General features: G+C 73.1%; 19 protein-coding genes. 6 read left to right on the forward strand and 13 right to left on the reverse strand.

Features of this window, described 5'->3' with window-relative positions:
* The first annotated feature begins 9 nt into the window (after nucleotides 1–9).
* The 5 genes from BXA11_RS27830 (at nucleotide 10) to BXA11_RS27850 (ending at nucleotide 4138) form a co-directional block, all read left to right on the forward strand.
* The gene (locus BXA11_RS27830; protein WP_204053873.1) at nucleotides 10–2283 is read left to right on the forward strand and encodes a glycoside hydrolase family 43 protein; all 2274 of its coding nucleotides are present in this window, start codon (nucleotides 10–12) and stop codon (nucleotides 2281–2283) included.
* Nucleotides 2284–2400: 117 nt separating this feature from the next.
* The gene (locus BXA11_RS27835; protein WP_076439251.1) at nucleotides 2401–2760 is read left to right on the forward strand and encodes a hypothetical protein; all 360 of its coding nucleotides are present in this window, start codon (nucleotides 2401–2403) and stop codon (nucleotides 2758–2760) included.
* Nucleotides 2750–3175, forward strand: a complete 426-nt coding sequence (locus BXA11_RS27840) for a hypothetical protein (RefSeq protein ID WP_076439254.1) — start codon at nucleotides 2750–2752, stop codon at nucleotides 3173–3175. The genes BXA11_RS27835 and BXA11_RS27840 overlap by 11 nt, the downstream gene beginning before the upstream one ends.
* Before the next feature lie 99 nt (nucleotides 3176–3274).
* A complete protein-coding gene (locus BXA11_RS27845) occupies nucleotides 3275–3700 on the forward strand; it encodes a hypothetical protein (protein ID WP_143734550.1) in 426 nt (141 codons plus the stop codon).
* A gap of 78 nt (nucleotides 3701–3778) precedes the next feature.
* Nucleotides 3779–4138, forward strand: coding sequence for a hypothetical protein (locus BXA11_RS27850; protein ID WP_076439259.1), 360 nt, complete (start codon nucleotides 3779–3781; stop codon nucleotides 4136–4138).
* 19 nt (nucleotides 4139–4157) lie between these two features.
* Here BXA11_RS27850 and BXA11_RS27855 read toward each other — a convergent pair whose 3' ends face one another.
* The 4 genes from BXA11_RS27855 to BXA11_RS27870 all read right to left on the reverse strand — a co-directional run bounded on the left by BXA11_RS27855 (nucleotide 4158) and on the right by BXA11_RS27870 (nucleotide 9283).
* Entirely contained in the window at nucleotides 4158–4517 is a 360-nt protein-coding gene (locus tag BXA11_RS27855; RefSeq protein WP_076439261.1) for an STAS domain-containing protein, read from the reverse strand.
* A complete protein-coding gene (locus BXA11_RS27860) occupies nucleotides 4507–5805 on the reverse strand; it encodes a PP2C family protein-serine/threonine phosphatase (RefSeq protein WP_076439263.1) in 1299 nt (432 codons plus the stop codon). Before BXA11_RS27860 ends, BXA11_RS27855 begins: the two co-directional genes overlap by 11 nt.
* A 160-nt stretch (nucleotides 5806–5965) precedes the next feature.
* The gene (locus BXA11_RS27865; RefSeq protein ID WP_239105150.1) at nucleotides 5966–6982 is read right to left on the reverse strand and encodes a small ribosomal subunit Rsm22 family protein; all 1017 of its coding nucleotides are present in this window, start codon (nucleotides 6980–6982) and stop codon (nucleotides 5966–5968) included.
* Between the two features lie 21 nt (nucleotides 6983–7003).
* On the reverse strand, nucleotides 7004–9283 hold the full coding sequence (locus tag BXA11_RS27870) for a polysaccharide lyase 8 family protein (RefSeq protein WP_143734551.1): 2280 nt from the start codon (nucleotides 9281–9283) through the stop codon (nucleotides 7004–7006).
* Nucleotides 9284–9398: 115 nt separating this feature from the next.
* Here BXA11_RS27870 and BXA11_RS27875 point away from each other — a divergent pair, with 115 nt between their 5' ends.
* Nucleotides 9399–10193: a hypothetical protein gene (locus BXA11_RS27875; protein ID WP_204053874.1), complete on the forward strand. Its 795-nt coding sequence runs from the start codon at nucleotides 9399–9401 to the stop codon at nucleotides 10191–10193.
* Nucleotides 10194–10209: 16 nt separating this feature from the next.
* Here BXA11_RS27875 and BXA11_RS27880 read toward each other — a convergent pair whose 3' ends face one another.
* The 9 genes from BXA11_RS27880 to BXA11_RS27920 form a co-directional block, all read right to left on the reverse strand.
* Nucleotides 10210–11214 carry a glycosyltransferase family 2 protein gene (locus BXA11_RS27880; protein WP_239105151.1) on the reverse strand — a complete coding sequence of 335 codons (1005 nt, stop codon included), beginning with the start codon at nucleotides 11212–11214 and terminating at the stop codon, nucleotides 10210–10212.
* Nucleotides 11211–12479: a glycosyltransferase family 4 protein gene (locus BXA11_RS27885; protein ID WP_076439271.1), complete on the reverse strand. Its 1269-nt coding sequence runs from the start codon at nucleotides 12477–12479 to the stop codon at nucleotides 11211–11213. The genes BXA11_RS27880 and BXA11_RS27885 overlap by 4 nt, the downstream gene beginning before the upstream one ends.
* A complete protein-coding gene (locus BXA11_RS27890) occupies nucleotides 12476–13744 on the reverse strand; it encodes a lipopolysaccharide biosynthesis protein (RefSeq protein WP_076439273.1) in 1269 nt (422 codons plus the stop codon). The genes BXA11_RS27885 and BXA11_RS27890 overlap by 4 nt, the downstream gene beginning before the upstream one ends.
* A gap of 4 nt (nucleotides 13745–13748) precedes the next feature.
* Complete coding sequence (locus BXA11_RS27895; RefSeq protein WP_239105152.1) at nucleotides 13749–14525, reverse strand: nucleotidyltransferase family protein; 777 nt, start codon at nucleotides 14523–14525, stop codon at nucleotides 13749–13751.
* On the reverse strand, nucleotides 14515–15177 hold the full coding sequence (locus BXA11_RS27900; protein ID WP_076439275.1) for an HAD family hydrolase: 663 nt from the start codon (nucleotides 15175–15177) through the stop codon (nucleotides 14515–14517). Before BXA11_RS27900 ends, BXA11_RS27895 begins: the two co-directional genes overlap by 11 nt.
* On the reverse strand, nucleotides 15174–16382 hold the full coding sequence (locus tag BXA11_RS27905; RefSeq protein WP_076439279.1) for a 2-phospho-L-lactate transferase CofD family protein: 1209 nt from the start codon (nucleotides 16380–16382) through the stop codon (nucleotides 15174–15176). Before BXA11_RS27905 ends, BXA11_RS27900 begins: the two co-directional genes overlap by 4 nt.
* The gene (locus BXA11_RS27910; protein ID WP_030507839.1) at nucleotides 16379–17149 is read right to left on the reverse strand and encodes a glycosyltransferase family 2 protein; all 771 of its coding nucleotides are present in this window, start codon (nucleotides 17147–17149) and stop codon (nucleotides 16379–16381) included. Before BXA11_RS27910 ends, BXA11_RS27905 begins: the two co-directional genes overlap by 4 nt.
* Entirely contained in the window at nucleotides 17146–17856 is a 711-nt protein-coding gene (locus tag BXA11_RS27915) for a hypothetical protein (protein WP_239105153.1), read from the reverse strand. Before BXA11_RS27915 ends, BXA11_RS27910 begins: the two co-directional genes overlap by 4 nt.
* A 384-nt stretch (nucleotides 17857–18240) precedes the next feature.
* On the reverse strand, nucleotides 18241–19425 hold the full coding sequence (locus BXA11_RS27920) for a serine hydrolase domain-containing protein (protein ID WP_076439281.1): 1185 nt from the start codon (nucleotides 19423–19425) through the stop codon (nucleotides 18241–18243).
* Between the last annotated feature and the right edge of the window lie 53 nt (nucleotides 19426–19478).

Raw genomic sequence — 19478 nt, forward strand, 5'->3', positions numbered from 1 at the left:
GTGCTCGCCGTGAGACAACTGGTGATCGGAGCCTTACTCCTCGCGTCCTCCGTGGCCGTGACGCCCCCCACTCAGGCAGCAACAGCGCAGGCGGCGTCCGGCCCCACCTACACCAACCCGGTGAGCGCCGGGGCGGTGCAGACCTTCCCCGACCCCACGATGATCCGCGGCAAAGACGGCCTCTGGTACGCCTACGGCACCACGAACCCCATCGACGGCAAGAACGAGCACATCCTGCCGATGCTCACGTCCCCCGACATGGTGCACTGGACGTACGCGGGAGACGTCTACACCGGAGACGACCACCCCTCGTGGTGGCCGAACGGCACGCGCCCCTGGGCGCCGGACATCCGGTATGTGAACGGGGCCTACCACCTGACGTACGCGCTCTCCACGGGCGGCGTCGGGCTCGCGACCAGCCCGCGCCCGACCGGGCCCTGGACCGACCACGGCATGATCGTCCCCGCGGGCGGCAGCGGCTGCCCGACGGGCAACATCGACCAGGCCATGTTCACCGACGTCAACGGTGACAACTACCTCTACTGGGGCAGCTACGACACCATCTGCGGCGCGAAGATGAACGCCGAGGCGACCGAGGTCACCGGCCCGGTCACGCAGATCGCCCGCGGGCGGCGCATGGAGGGCGGCTTCGTCGTCCGGCGCGACGACAAGTACTACCTGTTCTACTCCGACGCCGGGTGCTGCGACGGCGCGTTCAGCGGCTACACGGTCAAGGTCGGCCGCTCCGGCAGCCCGCTCGGGCCGTTCACCACGCCGACCGGCGTCGACCTGATGGATCTGACCAGCAAGGACGGCATCGTCCTCGCGGCCAACGGCAACGGCTGGGCCGGCCCGGGCCACAACGCCGTCCAGACCGACCTCAGCGGGCAGGACTGGCTGGTCTACCACGCGATCCCCTCGTCGGCCCCCGAGTTCGGGCCGGTCACGACGACCTGGGGCACGACGCTCGGCAACCTGAGCCGGCGTCCCCTCATGATCGACCGGCTCGACTGGATCGACGGCTGGCCGGTCGTACGGGCCGGGGCCGGGCCGTCCACCGGCGCGCAGCCGGCGCCGGTCACCACCTGGACCGTGGGCGGCACGTTCAACGAGGGCAAGGACGGGTGGACCGGGCCGTGGAAGGTCGCCTCCGACCCCGACTCGCTCGGCCACCTCACCGGCAAGGGCTCGACCAGCGAGCTCAGCGACGACCGGGTCCAAGGCGACGTCCGCGTGGAGGCCGACCTGCGGCTGGGCGAGGGCGGCACCGCCGCCGGGCTCGTCGTGACCCGCGAGAACGGCTCGAAGGACATCACCGCGTGGCTCGACCGCGAGCGCGGCGAGCTCGTCGTCACGGCCAAGGCCCGCGGCAGGACGACGACGGCGAGCAGCCCGCTGCCGTCCTCGTTCGACTACGGCTCCTGGCACAACGTCGCCGCCGAGCGGCGCGGGAACGCCCTGACCGCTTCGGTGTCGGCCGACCGGCTCGGGGACCCCGTGGCGAGCGTCTCCATGACGCTGCCCGACGGCGCGCCCACCTCGGGTGCCATCGGCGTGACCACGCGCGGCGCCGCCGACGCCGACAACGTGGGCGCCGCGCCGCTGTACCGGCCGGTGACCGAGCGGGTGCCCGACCCCGTCCTGGGCACGCTGCTCCCGGCGTACTCCGACGAGTTCGACGGCGCCGGCTCGCCCACCGGCTGGACGAAGGTCCGCAACCCGTCGGCCACCCTGTCGAACGGCTCCCTGGTCTGGCCGACCCAGAACGCCGAGCTGTACCTGGGCAACAACAGCGCGTCGATCCTGCTCCGCGACGCGCCGCAGGGCGACTTCGCCGTGGAGACGAAGCTCACCTTCGACGGCACGAAGGGCAACCAGCAGGCCGGTCTGCTGCTGTACGAGAACGACGACCGGTGGCTGAAGCTGACCCACTCGATCCTGCCGCTCAACCAGGGCAACGGCGCGGTGCTGCATCAGACCGAGTTCGGCAAGGAGGGCCCGCGCCCCGGCACCACCCCGCCCACCGCGGTCGCCAACGCGCCCATGTTCGGCGGCCCGGTCGCGGAGACCACCTGGCTGCGGCTCGTTTACCACTACGACCAGGAGAACGGCGAGCACGACGTCCGGATGGCGTCGAGCACCGACGGCGCCCACTGGACCTGGGGCGGCACCTGGTCGCTCCCGCGCACCGGGCCGGTGAGGATCGGCCTGATCTCGATGAACGCGGCGGGCGCCACCGCGACGTTCGACTACCTGCGGACGTACGAGGTGACCAGCCGATAACCGGCGACCGGCCGCCCCTTCACCCAGGGGGCGGCCGCTCAATGGGCGGGGAATGATCCGCTGCGGTTTCCGCCGGAGCCGGGACACGGGCCCGCGAGCGGGGTAGGAGGCACGTCGATGCCGATCATCCATGCCCTCACGCGATCCCCCGGCCGTCCGCCGCGACGGCACGCGCCGGTCGCGGTCACGCTCGCCGTCGTGCTGGCCCTCGCACCGGTGGACGCGTACGCCGCGGTGGCCGGTGACGGCAACGGGAACCGCTCGGCCGTACGCGTGGGCAACGGCTCGGGCAACCGGAATTTGGTGGCGATGGGCAGCACGCACCTGCGCGGCGCCCTCCACCAGTTCTCGGCGGACGTGGGCGGGCTCAGCAGCGTGCAGGGCGGCCTGTGCCGACCGCGCGGCCGGCTCTGCGCGCTGTCGCAGAACATCGGCGCACGCGGCCCGTCGGACGACGCTCCCCGGCGTGGGCGGTGAACCGCTGATGCGCGGCGGCATCGCCCTGGCGGCGGCCGTGGCGACGGCGCTCGCCGCGTTGCCGCCCACCTCCGCCGCGCAGGCGGCTGTCGCCCACGCGGCGGTCGCCCGTGCGGCCGGGAGCGGCGACCGCAACGGCAACACCTCCACCGTCCGCCTCGGCAACGGGATTCGCAACGTCAGCCAGCTGACGGTGGGCAGCGCGCGAAGCGGGACCGGCATCCACCAGAGGGCGGTCGGGGTCGGCGGCCTGGCGAACGCGCAGAGCATCATGTGCCGCCGGCGGTCGCGCCTCTGCGAGCTGACGCAGCGGGTGCGGGCGTCCGACCGGCAGAGCGACGTGGTCCGTCTTTCTCGGGTGCGAGCCCGGCGGGACACCGCGCCGTCGGAAGATCCTTCCGTTGGGAGGTCCTAATCCTCGTTCAGCGACCGTGATCGGCGCGTCCTGCGGGGGTAGATGCCCGGCAGGTCCGAGCTGACGGATCACGGACGACGGGGAAGGCGCAGGAGAAACATGGCTCGTCACAGGGCTCGTCACAGTGCTCGTCACAGGGCTCACGACAGGGGGCGGCACGCGCTCACCCGCCCGGCGGCGCGACTGCTGGCGCTGACCGCGCTCGCGGTCACGAGCGCGGGCCTCGTGCTCGTCCCCACGACCGCCGGCGCGGCCACGGGCCGGGGACCGGGTGGTGGCGGCGGCGGGAACGGCTCCAATTCCAGGTTCGTGATCAACAACGGTCAGAACAACCTGAACTCCCTGCTCGCCGGCAGCCAGTGGAACATGTCGGGAACACAGCAGCTCATCACCGGCGTGGACGCGTCGGTGAACGCGCAGGCCTCCAACTGCATGCGCCGGCCAGGCTGCAGGGGCTCCCAGAATCTGCGGGGCCGCAACCAGAGCTCCCCGAGGACGAGCGGCACCGTGATCAACGGCCGCTGACGCACGGCGAACCGGCCGGGAACTTGGCGGGACACGCACGCCGGAGAACGCCGGCCGGGCCCGGGCGGAGGCTACGGTGTGACGAGATTCCGGGCCGACGGACGGGCGGTGGCGATGCTTCATTCACGCGGCGCATCTGGGCGTGTCCCGCTGTTCGCCGTCGTCCTCGTCGCGGCCGCCGCCGCGCAGGTCCTGCTCACCGCTCCCGCGTTCGCGCGGGCCGGGCGGGAAGACGGGGACGGCCCGGCCTCCGTCGGCAACGGCACGCGCAACCGGAACATCGTCTACCTGGACAGCCCCACCCGCAATCGCGGCCACCAGCACACGGCGGCCAGCACCGCGGGCGGGGCGACCAGCGTGGCGGACGGTTTCTGCCGCCGGACCAGGAACTGCGACATCCAGCAGAACATCGCCGTCGTCGTCGCCGCGCCCCTGTAGCCGCGCGGCCCGCCCCTGCTCACTTGCTCAGCGCGCGTACGGCCTCTTCCGGGCTGTCGTAGAAGCGGAGCAGCTGGTCCAGGCCCATGATCTGGAAGACGCGGGCGATGTCGGAGTTCAGGCCGGCCAGGAGCAGGGCGGCGGCCGCGTCGGCGGCGCGCTGGTGGGCCGCGACCAGCGTGGCGATGCCGGTCGAGTCGCAGAAGGTCAGACCGGACAGGTCGACGACCAGATCGGCGCCGGGGCCGAACTCGACCTCATCAAGGGCCGCGCGTAGGCGTGGGGTGGTGTGATGGTCCAGGTCACCGGCCACGACCAGCAGGCGCGGCCCGGAGCTGGGCGACTGGAGGCTGACGGTCAGACCGTTGTCATGCTGCACCGAGACTCCCGGAGGACGGCGTTCGAGTTGCGGGCGGTACGGAGAGGGCGAGGACCGCGGTGTCGTCCGACACCCCCTTGCCCAGGGCCGTGATCAGGTCGTGCACGGTGGTCAGGAGGTCGTCCGCGCTCGTGGGCCCGGCGGCGGCGAGATAGGCGGTCAGCCCGTCCTCGTCGAGCATTGAGCCGGACGGCGTCCGCGCCTCGGTGAGGCCGTCGGTGTAGAGCAGCAGCGCGTCACCGGCGTTCAGTCGCGCGCTTACCTGGGCGAAGTGGGGATTGCGCAGGATGCCGATCAGCTGCCCCCCGGCCGGGTGGATGGGCTCGACGGCGCCGTTCGCCCGCACCGCCAGCGCCGGGGGATGCCCCCCGGTGGCGAGCGTGACCCCGAACCCGTCGCCGTCGGGCTGCAGGACGCCGAAGACCGCCGTGCAGTACGGCGCCGGGGCCTCGCCGCCCGCGTGCTCCTGTTGCAGGACCGCGTCGAGATTGGCCAGCACCGCGTGCGGATCGGCGTCGTAGACGGCCGCGGCGCGCAGGGTGTAGCGGACCAGTGACGTCAGCGCGGCCGCGCCGGCGCCCTTGCCGCAGACGTCGCCGAGGAAGAACCCCCACCGGTCGCCGTCGAGGGGGAACAGGTCGTAGAAGTCGCCGCCCACCTCGTCGGCCGAGACGGGGTGATAGGCGGCGGCCGCGCGCAGTCCGGGCACCCGGGGCAGCGCCGGCGGGAGCAGGGTGCGCTGGAGGGTGCGGGCCAGCCGCTCCGCGCCCGCCCGCAACTCCCTTTCGACCTCGACCGTGCGGTGCGTGGCCAGCCGCACCTCGAACTCGTCCATGACGAGGCCGGCCAGGTCCCGCAGGCAGGCGAGCTCCTCGTCCCCGGCCTCACGGGGGCGTACGTCCATGACGTTGACGCTGCCCAGCGCCTCGCCGTCGGGCGTCGTGATCAGCGCGGCGGCGTAGAAGCGGATGCCCGGCTCACCGCGCACCGCCGGGTCTCCGGCCGCGTGGGGGTGCAGCCGCGCGTCCTGGACGACGTACGGGCCGCCGTGCCGTACGGCCGCTTCGCACAGGCTCTCGACGAGCCCGCGGCGCGGTGGCAGCCCGTGCGCGGCGATGACGCGGACCGTGTCGTCGCCGGCGATGGTCACGGTGGCGAAGGGAGCGCGGAAGATCCGCGCAGCCAGGGCGGCCACCCGGTCGAACGCGGCGCCGGAGGCGGTCTCCAGGGCCGCGTAGCGGCGCACGGCCGCGAGACGGCTCGCCTCGGCGCTGGAGGCGAGCGGCATCGGCCTGCCGGACGCTTCGTCGACGGTGCTGACGTCGAACTCCTTCCGTCACACCGGGCCGGGGTCTCGGGCCGGGGGCCTCGTGGGGTCCGCTTTGCCGGTGGATGATTTGCCCCATCCTACGAAACGGCCGAACTGGTGCTTCCCCGGCCGCCCGGACTCACTCGGGAGGACGCGGCTGATCGGCGGGCGGCGGCCAGGCGTCGCCCCAGACGGCGTCGCGCGCCTCGCGGTAGGTCTCGCCCTGCCGTTTGGAGACCGCGCGGTCGGCCAGCCCGTCCTCCGTCGTGCACAGGCGCAGCGTCACCAGCCCCTTGCGCTTGAGGGGGTGGCGGAGGATCCGGCTCTCCGCTCGCGGCCACGGCCGGGCCGACGCCGCGACGTAGGAGAACTTCTCGTCTTCGAAGCTCAGCGTGCCGTCCTTGACCCGCCGGTGCAGGGCGGTGCGGTTGAGGCGGACCGCGAAGTGACACCAGTCCTGGTCCGGGCGGATCGGGCACTCGCCGTCGTGCGGGCAGGGGGCGACCACGTGCAGGCCCGACGCGGCCAGCAGCCGCCGGGCCGCCGCGATCCGGGCGTACCCGGCGGGCGTGCCGGGCTCGACGATCACCAGCATGGCCGCGCCGCGGGCCGCTCCCCGTGCCAGGGACCCGACCACGTCCTCCTGGACGGCGGGCGACAGCTCGCCGAGCACGTAGGACATCGTGACCAGGTCGGCCGTCGGGGCGGGCGCGCTCCGGTCGACGAACGCCTGCTGCCAGCGCGCCTCGCGTACGGCCGCGGCGGGCGCGCGACCGGCCAGCCGGCGCCCGAAGGCGATGGCGGAGGGCGACTGCTCCAGGACGGTGACCGTGCGCAGCGTCGGCCAGACCGCGTTCGCGGCCCACAGCGCGCTGCCCGTGCCGCCGCCCACGTCCACCTGCGTCTCCGGCGCGAAGCCGGGGGCCCGCAGGGCGACCTGACGCAGCGCGGAGCGCACGGCGCTGTAGGTCGCCGGCATGCGATAGCCGGCGTACGCCGCGACCGCGACCTCCGAGCCCAGCGCGGGCACGCTCCGGTCGAAGCCCTCCCGATACTGCCGGATGAGCGTCTGGACGCTCCGCGTCAGGTCGGCGATCGGGAAGCGTCCGAGCGACGCTTCCAGCGCGTCGTCCAGGTCGTCAGGCAGGGTGGGCACGGCGTTCATGATGACACGCGCTCACGCCGCCGCAGCGCCCAGCCGTACGGTCACCGTGCAGGAGGCGCCCTCGTGGCCGGCCGTCCCCGCGAACGTGAGCGTGAGGCGGGCGCCGGTCTCCGCGCGGTCCAGGAGCGGGTGCCCGCGTGTGACCGCCGCCACCGGCCGGTCCCACGTCACCGTCAGCCCGTCGAGAGCGCACCGGGGGTCGGCCACCGTCACCGTGGCCGTGCCGTCGCCGAGGTCGCGCACGAGGACCGCGCACGCGTCGGAGGCCGTCAGGCCGCCCACGCCTCCCCCGGCCCGCCCGCCCGTCCAGAAGTTGACCGCGGTGACGCCCAGCGACCGGACCTCGACCCCCTGCTGTGCAGGAGTGTTGGCGAGCACCCGGGCCCAGCCGGGATCGGCGGCGCGGGCGGCGGTCTCGGCCGGGCCCGCCCCCGGCATGAGGAGGTAGACGTAACCGGCCCCGCTGGGACGCACCCCGTGGTCGAGCCACAGCGTCGCGTAGGCCCGGGTGACCCCCGCGGCCGTGCGGTCCTCGCGCAGCGTGCGCAGCGCCTGACCGGCGGGCACGACGTAACCGCCGTGGCCGTCCAGGTGCGCCCATCCGGTCGCCACGGTGAGCCGGGCGCCGGTCCTGCGGTTGTCCACGACGGTCTCGACCGGCACGCCGTCGCGGCAGGTGATGCCGGCGCCGAGGCAGACCACGGCGTCGTCGAGGAAGAACCAGGACTTGAACGCCTCCAGCGTGCTCTCCACGCCGAACAGGTGCTGGCCCACGGCGGCGTACACCCCGTCGGTCGCGCCGCCCACCCATTCGGCCGGAGGACGGGTGTCGCCCCACGCGCCGCCCGCGCCGTCGGGCAGCCTCCGGGTGGAGACCGTCGTCCCCGGCAGCCGGTAGGGGTCCACGGTGGGCCAGAAGGCGTCGGAGTAGTGGTCGCCGTGTCCGCGCGCCCACCAGTAGAGCATCCCGGAGCCGGTGTGCCAGCCGCGCAGGTTCTCGCCGTTGCCGTGCTCGTAGTGCGCGACGCGGGAGGAGGCCATGCTGACCGCCGCGCACCAGCCGGGCCTGCGGTGGACGGCACGCGCGCTCATGGGGAACAGGCGGTGTCCGACGGGCTCGGCGGCGGCCGGGACGGTCGCGTCGTCGAGCACCGCCGACAGACGCGCGTGGAACGCGAGGTCGCCCTGTGCCGCCACCCCGGGCATGGGTTTGGCGGTGTCGCGCACGGCCCAGCCCTTGACCATGGCCCGCCAGCGGGCCCGCTCGGCGTCCGGGGCGGTCTCGGCCAGCAGCAGGACCGCCGCGGCGATCTCCCTGCCCCTCCGGTGGTCGCCGTACGACTGCCTGCCGACGCCCCGGCCGCGTACGAGGTCCATGCAGGCGCCGTCGTGGACGAAGGGCGCGAACGCCCGGTCCACGGCGTCGAGGACGGTGCGCGCCGCCGGGTCGGTGATCTCCCACGGTGTGCCGCGCAGCACGGCGAACAGCGTCGCGAGGCCGGTCAGCAGCACCGCGCCGTACCCGCCCTGGTAAGGCACGGACCCGTGCTGGATGAACGAGCCGTCGCGGTGGAAGCCGTCGCCCTCGGTGACGTAGGGGAACACCGGGGAGAGCGCGGAGGCCGCGAGCGCGGCACGATCGGGGTCGGCCCCGGCGATCGCCCGAAGCAGCGTCACCGTACACAGATCGACCCGGTTCGCCCCGGTGCTGTTGCCCTCGTAGTCGTCCAGGCGGCTTTCCGGGACGAAGGCGTCCACCGCCGCGCACAGCGCGGAGACCTGGGTGTCCGTCAGGTGCGGAGCCGCCAGCACGGCCGCGTCGAGCAGCGCCCTGGGCGTCCCGATCTGCCAGTCCCACCAGTTGCCCGTCTGCTCGGCGTCCGCGGCGTACACGTGCCTCACGTAGTGCTCGATGCCCTCGGCGACCGCCGTGCCGAGGCCCGGCTCCGCCGTCAGCCCGGTGCCCGGCAGCGCGTACGCGCGGGCCATCGCCCGCAACCGGGCCGGTGTGGCGTCGAGCGAGGGGAAGGGCAGGTCGGGCCAGAGCGACCCGCGCGCGGGCGTCATCGCGTCGCGGTGCCGGGCGGCCTCCGCGCCCAGCCGCGCCAGCCGGGTCCGGTACGGCTCCCGCTCCGGGTCGAACGTCCCCGGGTAGCCGAGCGTGACCTGCCGCCAGCGGCGGCGCAGCGGGGTGAAGGTCCCGGTGTCGTCCGGACGGCGGGGGGCACAGGCCGCGGCCACCGAGGCGAGCCCGCCGAGCTGGAGAAATAATCGCCGGGAAGGTCCGTTCACGCGTAGATTATCCGCGCGATTCCTCCCTTTCATCGATCTTCCACGCACCCCTATGGGAGCGCTCCCAATTGGCGTACCTTACTTCTGCCGTTGTCACCGGGAAAAGGAGCGTGTCGTGCGACGACTGTTATCCGTGGTGTCGTCCGGTCTGGTCCTGCTGCTGCCGCTGACGGCCGCACCGGCCGCCTCCGCCTCGGCGCCCCCGCCCCCGCCGCACGGGCCGGACACCTGCGCGAAGGGCGGCACGCTGTTCTGCGAGGACTTCCAGTCGCTGCCGGTCGGCGGCGCGGCGAGCCTCAAGTGGGGCGTCGACACCAAGCACGGCACGCTCACGGTGGAGCGCGGCGCCCGCGGCCAGAAGATGCTGCACGTCCACACCGAGGGCAACGGCCGGGCGTTCCTCAAGGTGGACGACTTCGCCCCGCCCGGCAACGGCTTCTACGGCCGGCTGCGGCTGCGCGTGAAGGCGTTCCCCACCGCCCCCGACTGGGCCCACTACACGCTGGTCGAGGCCACCGGCGCGGGCCCGGAGATCGTCCGGCCGCTCGGCGGCCAGTGGGTCCCCACGCTGGGCAAGGACCTGTGGGGCGTCGGCGCGGACGGCGGACCGACGGGCGACTGGACGAACTGGCGCGAGTCGGCCCCGTCGCAGGCGGACGTGTGGCAGTGCGTCGAATGGCGGATGGACCCCGCCGACAACGCGATCTCGCTCTGGTTCGACGGCGTGCCCAAGCCCGACCTCACCGTGTCGACCCGCAGCCACGGCGGCAACGACACCGACTTCGTCTTCCCCCGCTTCGACACCGTGAAGATCGGCTGGCAGCTCTACCAGCCGAACCCGTCCCCCGCGGCGTACGACCTCTGGGTGGACGACATCGCCCTCAGCACCCGGCGCGTCGGCTGCGCCTGACGTCTCACGCGGCCCCTCACACGGCTTCGGCACGGCCGTCCCGCGGTCCGGTCAGCAGGCGCAGCGAGCCTGCGGCCAGGCCCGCCACGAGCACCACGTGGACGACCAGGTGAACGGCCATGAAGTAGACGGCGAAGACCGGCCCCCGCTGGCGCCGTACGAACCCGACCAGCTCCGGATCGGCGAGGACGAACCCGGCGACGAACACGGCGGGGACGGCGAGCAGCGGGAGGTGGAACAGCCCGAACGGCAGGCTCAGCAGCACCAGCCCCAGCGCGGCCAGGGCGAGCCCGCACGACAGGATGCCCGCCGGGCTGTTGGCGTGCTCCGGCTTGGCCGCGCCGCGCCGGGTGGTGGTCAGCGCGAGCGGGATCAGCGGCAGGGCCCGCCGCCACTGCTCGCCGAGGATCGGCAGCAGGCGGCTGCCGTCGTCGTGGCGGCCCACGACCGTGTCGGTCAGCACGATTCGGCTGCGTACGGCGAGCCTGCTGCTGTATTCGACGTCCTCGCAGTCGCGCAGCCGCTCGTCGAGCCGGCCCACGGCGAGCAGCACGTCGCGGCGGACGGCCGCGAGGGCGAACACGACGCTGCTGACCTCTCCGAGGTGGCGGCGGCGCCAGTGCACCGCGTGGAGGATGCGATACCACTCGACCGGCCCGTCGTCGATCAGCGGCACGGTGTCGTAGACCCCGTGGACGCAGCCGACCTCGGGATCGTGCTCCAGGATCTCCATGGCGTTCGCGACGGCGTCGGGCCGCAGCGCCACATCGGAGTCGAGGAAGAAGATCACATCGCCCGTGGTGGCGTCGATCCCGGCGTTCCTGGCGGCGGACACGCCCCGGTTCTCCGGCAGGCGCACGACCCGGCAGCCCAGCTCCTCGGCGATCTCCGCCGATCCGTCGGTGCTCGCGTCGTCCACCACGACGATCTCGCCGGGCACGCGGGTCTGCGCCAACGCCGACTCCAGGCACAACCGCAGCGTCCTGGCCGCGTTGTAGCACGGCACGACCAGCGAGATCATCGCCTCGTCCCCTCTGCGGAGAGCACGGTGGAGAGCACCCGCGCGTAGACGGCGAGCGTCTCCTCGGCGGCGCGGCTCCAGCTCAGCGTCTCCCGCACCAGCCGCTCGCCCCGCTCGGCCAGGGCGCGGCGCAGCGCGGGATCGGTCATGACCTCGATCACCCCGTCGGCGATGTCGCGGGGATCGGCCGCCCGCACGAACCGTACGGCGGGCCGCGCGGGGTCGCCGAGGAAGATCCGGGAGAAGCCGTCACCGAGGATCACCGGCCGGGCCAGGGCCATCGCCTCGGTCGCCACCAGCCCGAACGGCTCGAAGAGCGAGGGGAAGACGCAGGCGTCGGCCATCGCGTAATACTCCAGCAGCGCCCGCCCGTCCACGAAGCCGCCGGAGGTCAGCACCCGGCCGCCGAGCCCCGTCTCCCCGGCGATCCGCGCGACGCCCGCCTCGTCGCCCTCCCCCACGAGCACCAGGCGCAGCCCCGGCACGGCGGGCGCGATGTCGCGCATGGCGTCGAGCAGCGGATAGATCCCCTTCTGCCGTTCGAGGCGGCCGACGAACAGCAGCACCGGATCCTCCTCGGCGATGCCGAGCCGGGCGCGCAGGTCCGCCGCGCCGAGACGCAGCGTGCCGCGGTCGAACGCGGGGTCGGCGACGACCCGCTCGTACGTGCCGCCGAGGCGGACGACGTCGATGGGCGAGCGGTCCCAGCCCGCCTCCAGCAGTTGCCCGCGCACCTCCGGCGTGGCGACCACGACCCGCCGGGAGATCCCCGCCAGCCACCGCTCCAGCGCGGCGAACAGGTTGAGCGGGTCGGTGATGCTGCGCTGCGGGGCGACGCCGTATTCGGTGGTGTGGACGTGGAACACGACCGGGAGCCGCAGTACGTAGTGGCACAGCAGGCCGCACAGGAAGTTCGTCGAGTCGTGCACGGCGACGAGATCGGGCCGCCGGCCGGGGCGCAGCCGGCGCAGGAGCAGGAAGTAACGCCAGTTGCTCACCACGACGGTCAGCGCGAGCAGGAGGAACTCCACCCCCCGCGTCCGGTTGAGCCGCCGGCGGCGGGCGATCGCGCCGAGCACCCGCCCGCGCGGCCGGTACACGCCGATGCCGCCGATCCGCTCCCACACGGGCAGGCGGCCGTCGTTCAGCGTGAAGACCGCCATCTCGTGGTCGCGTGCCAGATGCGGCGCGATCAGCTCGGCATACCGGCCGAGCCCCGCCGTGATGTTGGGCGGGAACTGGTTGATGACGTGGGCGATCCTCACCCGCGCACCTCCAATGCGCCGGCCGGCCGGTAGAGCCGGGCGGAGACGGCCGTCACGACGGCCACGAGGACGAGATTGCTCAGGGCGAAGGCCACCAGCCCGCCGGCCAGTCCCTGCCAGGCGATGAGCGCCGCCTGACAGGCGAGCGCGAGCGGCGTCCCGGCCAGCAGGCAGCCGATGAGCACCTTCGCCCCCCGCACTCCGTCCATGGTCAGGGCGACCTGCTGGAGGTTGAAGACCGTGTGCGCGCCGATCCCGAGCGCCGACAGCGCCATCAGGCCCAGCGAGTACGGATACTCGCCCCCCATGAGCAGGAAGAACACCGTGCTCGCCGCGAACGAGAACACGGCGGTCGCCGCGAACACCACCGGGGCGAGCCGGGCGATCCGCCGCATCACGGCGGGCTTGTCCGACGTGGCCAGCGTGGGCAGCAGCACCAGGCCGACCCCGTCGGTGAACACCACGCCGAGCAGCCGCTTGGGGAAGCCGTTGTAGACGGAGTAGACGCCGACGTCGGCCCGGGGCGCCCAGTGGTTGAGGAAGATGACGTCCACCCCGAACACCACCGCCGTGAGCGCCGCGATCGCGGTGACGTACGCGCCGTGCCGGTAGAGCGAGCGGGCCAGCGCCCACGACCAGGACCGGGGCACGACCTCGAACCCGGCGACGGAGACCAGGGCGAAGACCAGGTTGGTGCCGATCAGCGCGACCAGGTAGGGCTCGGCGTCCCGCACGCCGAAGACCAGCAGGCAGCATGCGGCGGCCCCCAGGTAGACGACGGCCACGGCGAGCTTGAGCCCGGCGACGAGGCGGAAGCGCTTCAGCCCGCGCAGGAAGCTCTCGGTGAGCTGGTTGAGCGTCATCGACAGCGCCAGCGCCAGCGCGAAGACGAGCGTGCGGGTGTCCACGCCGAGCGCGGCGGTCAGCAGCGGGGCGGCCGCGAGACCCGCGGCGAACACCGCCGTGCCCAGCACGAGTGTGGCCAGCAGCGCCGTCGTCACCAGGGCGGGCCGCGCCCCCGGCTCGGCCCGAGGCAACTCCTGGAACATGACGTAGTTGAGGCTCGTCAGCATGCCGACGGTGACGATCAGCGCGATCGACAGGACGACGGTGAAGTGGCCGAACGCGGCGGCGCCGACCCCTCGCGCGATCACGAGCGTGGTCGCGGCGGCCGTGCCGCTGGCCACGGTGCTCACCAGCGTGGGCCCGGCGGCCCAGCGGTGGGCGGCCAGGAGCCCGGCCGCCCGGTCCGTCAGCGCGCCCACCCCGTCACGCCCACCGCAGGTGTGCCCGCCGGGCGAACTCGAGGTCGTCGGCCGTGTTGACGCCGCGCGCCTCGTCGGGGTCGGTCACCGGCACCACCGTCAGCGGCCAGTTCCGCTCCCGCGACAGGTAGGGCAGGAACGGCAGGAAGTTGACCTCCCCGGTGCGGGCGCCCACGGCCGCCTCGCCCAGGTAGCGGGTCCACTCCTCCCGGAGCCCCTCGGTGCTGAGGCCCGTGCTGAGGCCCGTGCTGAGGCAGAAGACGCCCACGTCGCTGAGCCCGCCGGGGCGGCACTCGTCGCCCTCCCGCGACTGGCGCACCCGCACCAGCGTCCCGGCGTCGTCGAGTTCGTACTCCACGTACGGGTCGTCCATCGGCACCAGCGGGAGCGTGAACCCCTTCTCGTGCGCCCGGACGACGCGGCCGACCGTCTCGGGGGACAGGCCCGCCTGGTCGCCCCAGACCACGAGGATCGCGCCGTGGGCCTCCCAGTGCGGGGCGGCGCCGAAGATCGCGCCGCCCATCCCGGTGGGCCTGTCCTGCACGCTCACCGAGACCGCGCCGGCCGCGATCTGTTCCGCCGCCAGCGCGCGGAACGGCCCCTCACCGTGCGGGGACATCACGACGTGGACGTGCTCGACGTACGGCCGCAGCCGCTCGTGGAGCACGTGCCACACGGTGACGCCGTCGGCGATCTCCACCATGATCTTCGGGATGTCCAGGCCCAGGCGGGTGCCCCGCCCGGCCGCCGGGATCACCGCGCACAACCGTTCAGCCGGCACCGCCCACCTCCGCGAGCAGGAGAGACACGATCTGTTCCAGGTCGCGTACGGCCACCGCCCCGGGAGCGGGCTCCGCCGCGTGGACGTGCAGGGTCGTCAGGCCCGCGCCGACCGCCGACGCCACCCCGTGCGCGGAGTCCTCCAGCACCACGGCCGCGCCGGGGTCGAGCCCCCAGTGCGCGCACGCGTACGCGTAGAAGGCCGGGTCGGGCTTGCTCGCCGGGACGTCGTCGCTGGTGAGCACCCCCCGGAAGTACGCGCCCAGCGAGCCGGCCGCAAGCACCCGCGCGACCGACGCCCGGCTGCCGCTGGTGACGAGATAGGCGTCGCGGCCCCCGGCGACCAGACGGCCGAGCAGCCGCCGCGCGCCGGGGAACACGGCCACCGCGCCGGCTCGCTCGCGATACAGCCGCTGCTTGAGCCGGGCCAGCCGGTCCGCCTCCCCGCCGTCGCCCAGCAGGCGCACCGCCACCTCGCGGGTGCTCGCGCCCGCGTGGTCGGCGTACCGGAAGGACGCGAGCCGGTCGGGCGCGACCTCGGCGATGGCCCGCAGGAAGGCCGCCTCGTGGGCCGGGCAGGAGTCCACGAGAGTGCCGTCGAGGTCGAAGAGCCAGACGCGGCGGGCACACGCGTCCGCCAGGAACGCCGTCATCGGGCCCGCACCAAGGCCGCCTCGTTCCTGATGGCGAGCAGGGCCTCCGCCGTGCGTCCTGGGTTGTGCAGGCCGGGACGGCCGGGGTGTTTCAGATCGGCGGTGATCCAGCGGGCCCCCGCCCATTCCCCCCGGTCGAGCACGCCGTACGGCACCGCCGGGGCGTCCGGCGCGGACGCGCGATGGCTCAGCACATGGGTCACCAGCCGCCGCCCGTTACGGGGATCGCCGAGGTAGGCCAGCGTGCGGTCCACGAGGCCGGGCGCGCTCAGCCCCCGGACGTCGTGGTCGCTCCGGATGTTGACGACGAACACCTTGGCCGCCGCCCGGCTCCGCGCGACGGCGTCGGCCACGCCCGGCGTGAGATAGCTGGGCAGGAGCGAGGAGTGCGGGGTGCCGGGGCCGTAGACGATGAGGTCGGCGTCGCGGATCGCCTCAAGCGCCCGCGGGTTCGGCGTCACCTCGGCGCGCTCGCGGCCCAGGACCTCCCTGGTCCACGCGGGCGGCAGCGCCTCCAACTCGGCCCGCCGCCGCGCGCCGAGCGGCTCGCGCAGCAGGAACAGGTCGGTGATCACTCCGGGGCCCTGCGGCGCGACGATGTCGGCCTCGTCGGCCAGCAGGCTGCCGTCGCCCCGGAGCGCGGCCAGGAAGGCGTTCTCCCCGTTGGTCACGTTGAGCAGCCGCACGGTGGAGCCGAACGTGCGGGCACAGGCGTCGGCGGCGGCGTTGAAGTCCCGGCCGAGCCGCAGGTAGGCCCCCGCGAACACGAGGTTGCCGAGCGCGCAGTCGGCGAGGTCGAGCCCGTGCGGATACGCGGCGAGCCGCCGGGCGAACACACGCAGGTCGGCCGTGACGGCCTCGCGGGCCGCCTCCGGCAGCGCGGCGAACGGATCGCGGCGCGCGGCGATCGACTCGATGACGGCGGTGAGCCCCGCGGGGGTCGTCCCGCCCGGCAGCCGGTGTTCGAGCACGGTCGCCAGCGCGGCCTGCGCGGGATCGGCGGGGTCGAGGTGGAGCAGGAGGTTCTTGCGGAAGTCCGACGGCCCGAGCATCCCGGGCAGATAGCGCCGCAGCGCGCCGGTGGAAAGGCCGTTGTCGTAGCCGTTCACGATCAGCGACAGGCCGACGCCCGGAGTGCCCAGCATGCCCCTCGCGATGCCGGCCGCCCCTCTGCCGCCGCTGAACATCGTCACCGCGACGTTCATCGGGTCTCCTCACGCGCGGACGGCCGGCGCAGGACCCCCCGGCGCAGCAACCAGTGGCGGTAGCCGAGATAGGCGACGAACAGGGCCCGGTCGCGGGCGCCGCGCCAGTATCGCCAGCCGCGCGCGCCGCCGCCGCGCTCCCGGTGCTCGATCGGGACCTCCACCCACTCGTGGCCCATCTCGGCGACCCGCGCGGTGATCTCGGTCGAGCAGTTCATCCCGGCCGACTCCAGCGGCAGCGATCGGAAGAGCGGGCCGTGCACCACCTTGAAGATCGAGTTGAAGTCGCGGTAGCGCGTGCGGTGCAGCAGGTTGCTGACCGCGCCGCTGGCCGCCGACCCCCATCGGTAGGCCACGCCGTCGGCCTTCCTGATCCGGGCGCCGGAGAACGCCAGGGCCTCCCCGGCCTGGACGCGCGGCAGGACGCGGTCGAGGTTGGCGATCGGGAACTGGCCGTCGGAGTCGAGCAGCACCACCCAGTCGAGCCGGGTGTGGGCGATCGCGGCGGCGATGGCCGCGCCCGCGCCGCGGTTGCGCTCGAACGTGACGACGACGAGCCGCGGGCACCGGTCCCGCAGGCCGGCCAGGATCTCGCCGGTCGCGTCCACGCTCCCGTCGTCGCAGACGACGATCTCCCAGTCGCCCACGGCCGGGGCGTTCTCCAGGTAGTCCTGCCATTCGCCCACCACCGCCGCGATGGTGTCCGCCTCGTTGTACGCGGGCGCGGCCACGGAGATGCTCACGGAGATGTCGACGGCGACGCTCACGGGTCACCCGCCCCGAGCAGGCGGCCGATCCAGCGGTCGAGGGGAAGCAGGTTGACCCCGACGATGATCGGGACGTGCACCAGCGCGAACACGATCGTCGCGCCGAAGGAGATCGGCCCCCCGGTGAAGAGGTTGATGTGCGGTGCGTCGATGACCTCGGGAATGGCGACCGGGTTGACGACGAACCACATGAGGTCGAGGAAGCCCGAGAACACGATGAGGACCCCGGTCAGCATGATCTTCAGGCAGCGGCCCGGGGTGCCCCCGCCGATGCGGTAGGCGGCGGCGACCGTGAGCACGATGCCCGGATAGAGCAGCAGATAGAGGTGCGTGTAGAAGCTGTCGCCCTGGGCCCGAGCGCCGTCGCCGTAATAGAACCAGCTGATCCGCGGGATGAGATAGCCGGTGAAGAAGACGAACGGCACGTAGAGCAGCCAGTTCAGCCGTGGCGACACCCAGGGGAAGACCGCGATCGCCACGCACAGGCAGGCGAACGCGACCAGCTTGGCCACCAGCTCCCAGGGCGAGCCGATCTCTCTCGCGTGCGGCGTGGCCAGCCACACGAAGGCGAAGCCGAGCGCCCCGACGGCCAGGGCCATCCACCACAGGTGGGGCGCCCAGGGGCGGGAGCCGGCGCGGACGACGTCCGACGGAACATTTCCGTCGAGATGCGGCCCGGACGGAGGACTTTTGCCGAATGCCGTCATGGAGACGCGGCACCTTCCTTCCAACGTGCCCTCAGGGCAGGCGTGCCGGATGGCGCTGCGGAGAATGCAGCCAGGAGAGCGGGAGCGCTCCCACGCATTATGTCATTCTCATCCGGAAATGCGTCCGCGCTACCGGATATTGGACACAGTGCGCGGATATTCGTGACATCTGCGCTGGTCAGACAGGGTACAAGGTGACAAAATTATACTGACGGGTAGTTGAATCCGGCGCTATCTCCGCAATTCAATCGCATTACGGACAATGTCAACCCTGTTTGCGGGCATATGTCAATTCCGGAGCGATCCTATTTCGTCCGTCCGCAATCCCGGAAATGGACTCCTGAGCCGACCGGCCCAGGAGCCCTCAAGAGTCCTCAAGAGTCCTCAGGAGGCGAAGGCAGCCAGGCCTACGGTCTGCAGCATGGCCGAGTCGCCCTTGGTGGTCGAGCCCACCGAGACGACCACCCTGCGCTTGAGGTCGCGGGTGGCGAACATGCCGGTGCTGTAGCCGTACCTGCTGCCGGTCTTGCCGTAGATCGTCACGCCGCCGGGCAGGGTCATCACCGACATGCCCATGGTGTACGCCGCGGGCTGGTCGTCGGACGGGTCGTCGTTGCCGTCGTACATCGGCACGCCCTTCGGCAGCGTGAACATGTTGTCCAGCAGGGCGGGCTTCAGCAGCCTGCCGCGGAACAGCGCGACCATGAACCGGTCGAGGTCCGCGGTGGTCGAGATCATCTCTCCGGCCGCCCAGGGCATCGTCTGGCTCATCTCGGTGACGTCCACCAGCGTTCCGTCGACCGCCATGTAGCCCTTGGCGTGCGGGCCGGGGATGCGCACGTCCTCGCCCGGGATCGTGGTGTGCCGCAGGCCGAGTGGGCGGATGATCCGCGCGCGCACCGCGTCGCCGTACGGCCGGCCGGTGACCTTCTCGATCAGCATGCCGAGGACGATGGTGTTGGTGTTGAGGTAGTGCTGCTTGGTGCCCGGCGTGAACTCCATCGCGTTCTTCGCCACCCCGTCCATCCACCGCTGGGGCGTCCACGTGTCGAACCGGTGGTCGAGGATCCACTGGTCGTCGCCGGGCAGGGTCGGGCTGGGCAGGCCGCTCGTGTGGTTCAGCAGCTGCGCGACCGTCACGGACGGGTAGCTCGCGGGCAGCAGCCCGGGCAGGTAGTGCTGCACCGTGCCGTCGAGGTCGATCTTCCCTTCGCCCACGAGCTGGAGGACCACGGTGGCGGTGAACACCTTGGTCACGCTGCCGATCCGGAACCGGGCGCCGTCCGGCACCCGGCCGCCGGTCCGTACGTCGCGCACCCCCGACGAGCCCGTCCAGGAGCCCGCCTCGCCCCGCACCCGGACGAGGGAGTAGGTCGCCTGCCCGTTCGGCAGGCCGGAGATGGACCGGCACAGGGCCGCGGCGTCGAGGGCGGGCAGCGACGTCGGCGCCGAAGGCCGGGTGGCGGCGGAACACCTGGCGGCGGGAGCCGCGGCCGCCGCGGCCGGAACGGCGACGGCGGGGATGGTGACCGCGGCGGCCAGAGCGAGGGTGACGACCTTCGTGAACACGCAGTTCTCCTTGAGGGATCTCGTTCGGGGATGACCCCATCGTTTCGGGACAC

This window comes from Microbispora rosea (assembly GCF_900156315.1).
Taxonomy (GTDB): domain Bacteria; phylum Actinomycetota; class Actinomycetes; order Streptosporangiales; family Streptosporangiaceae; genus Microbispora; species Microbispora rosea.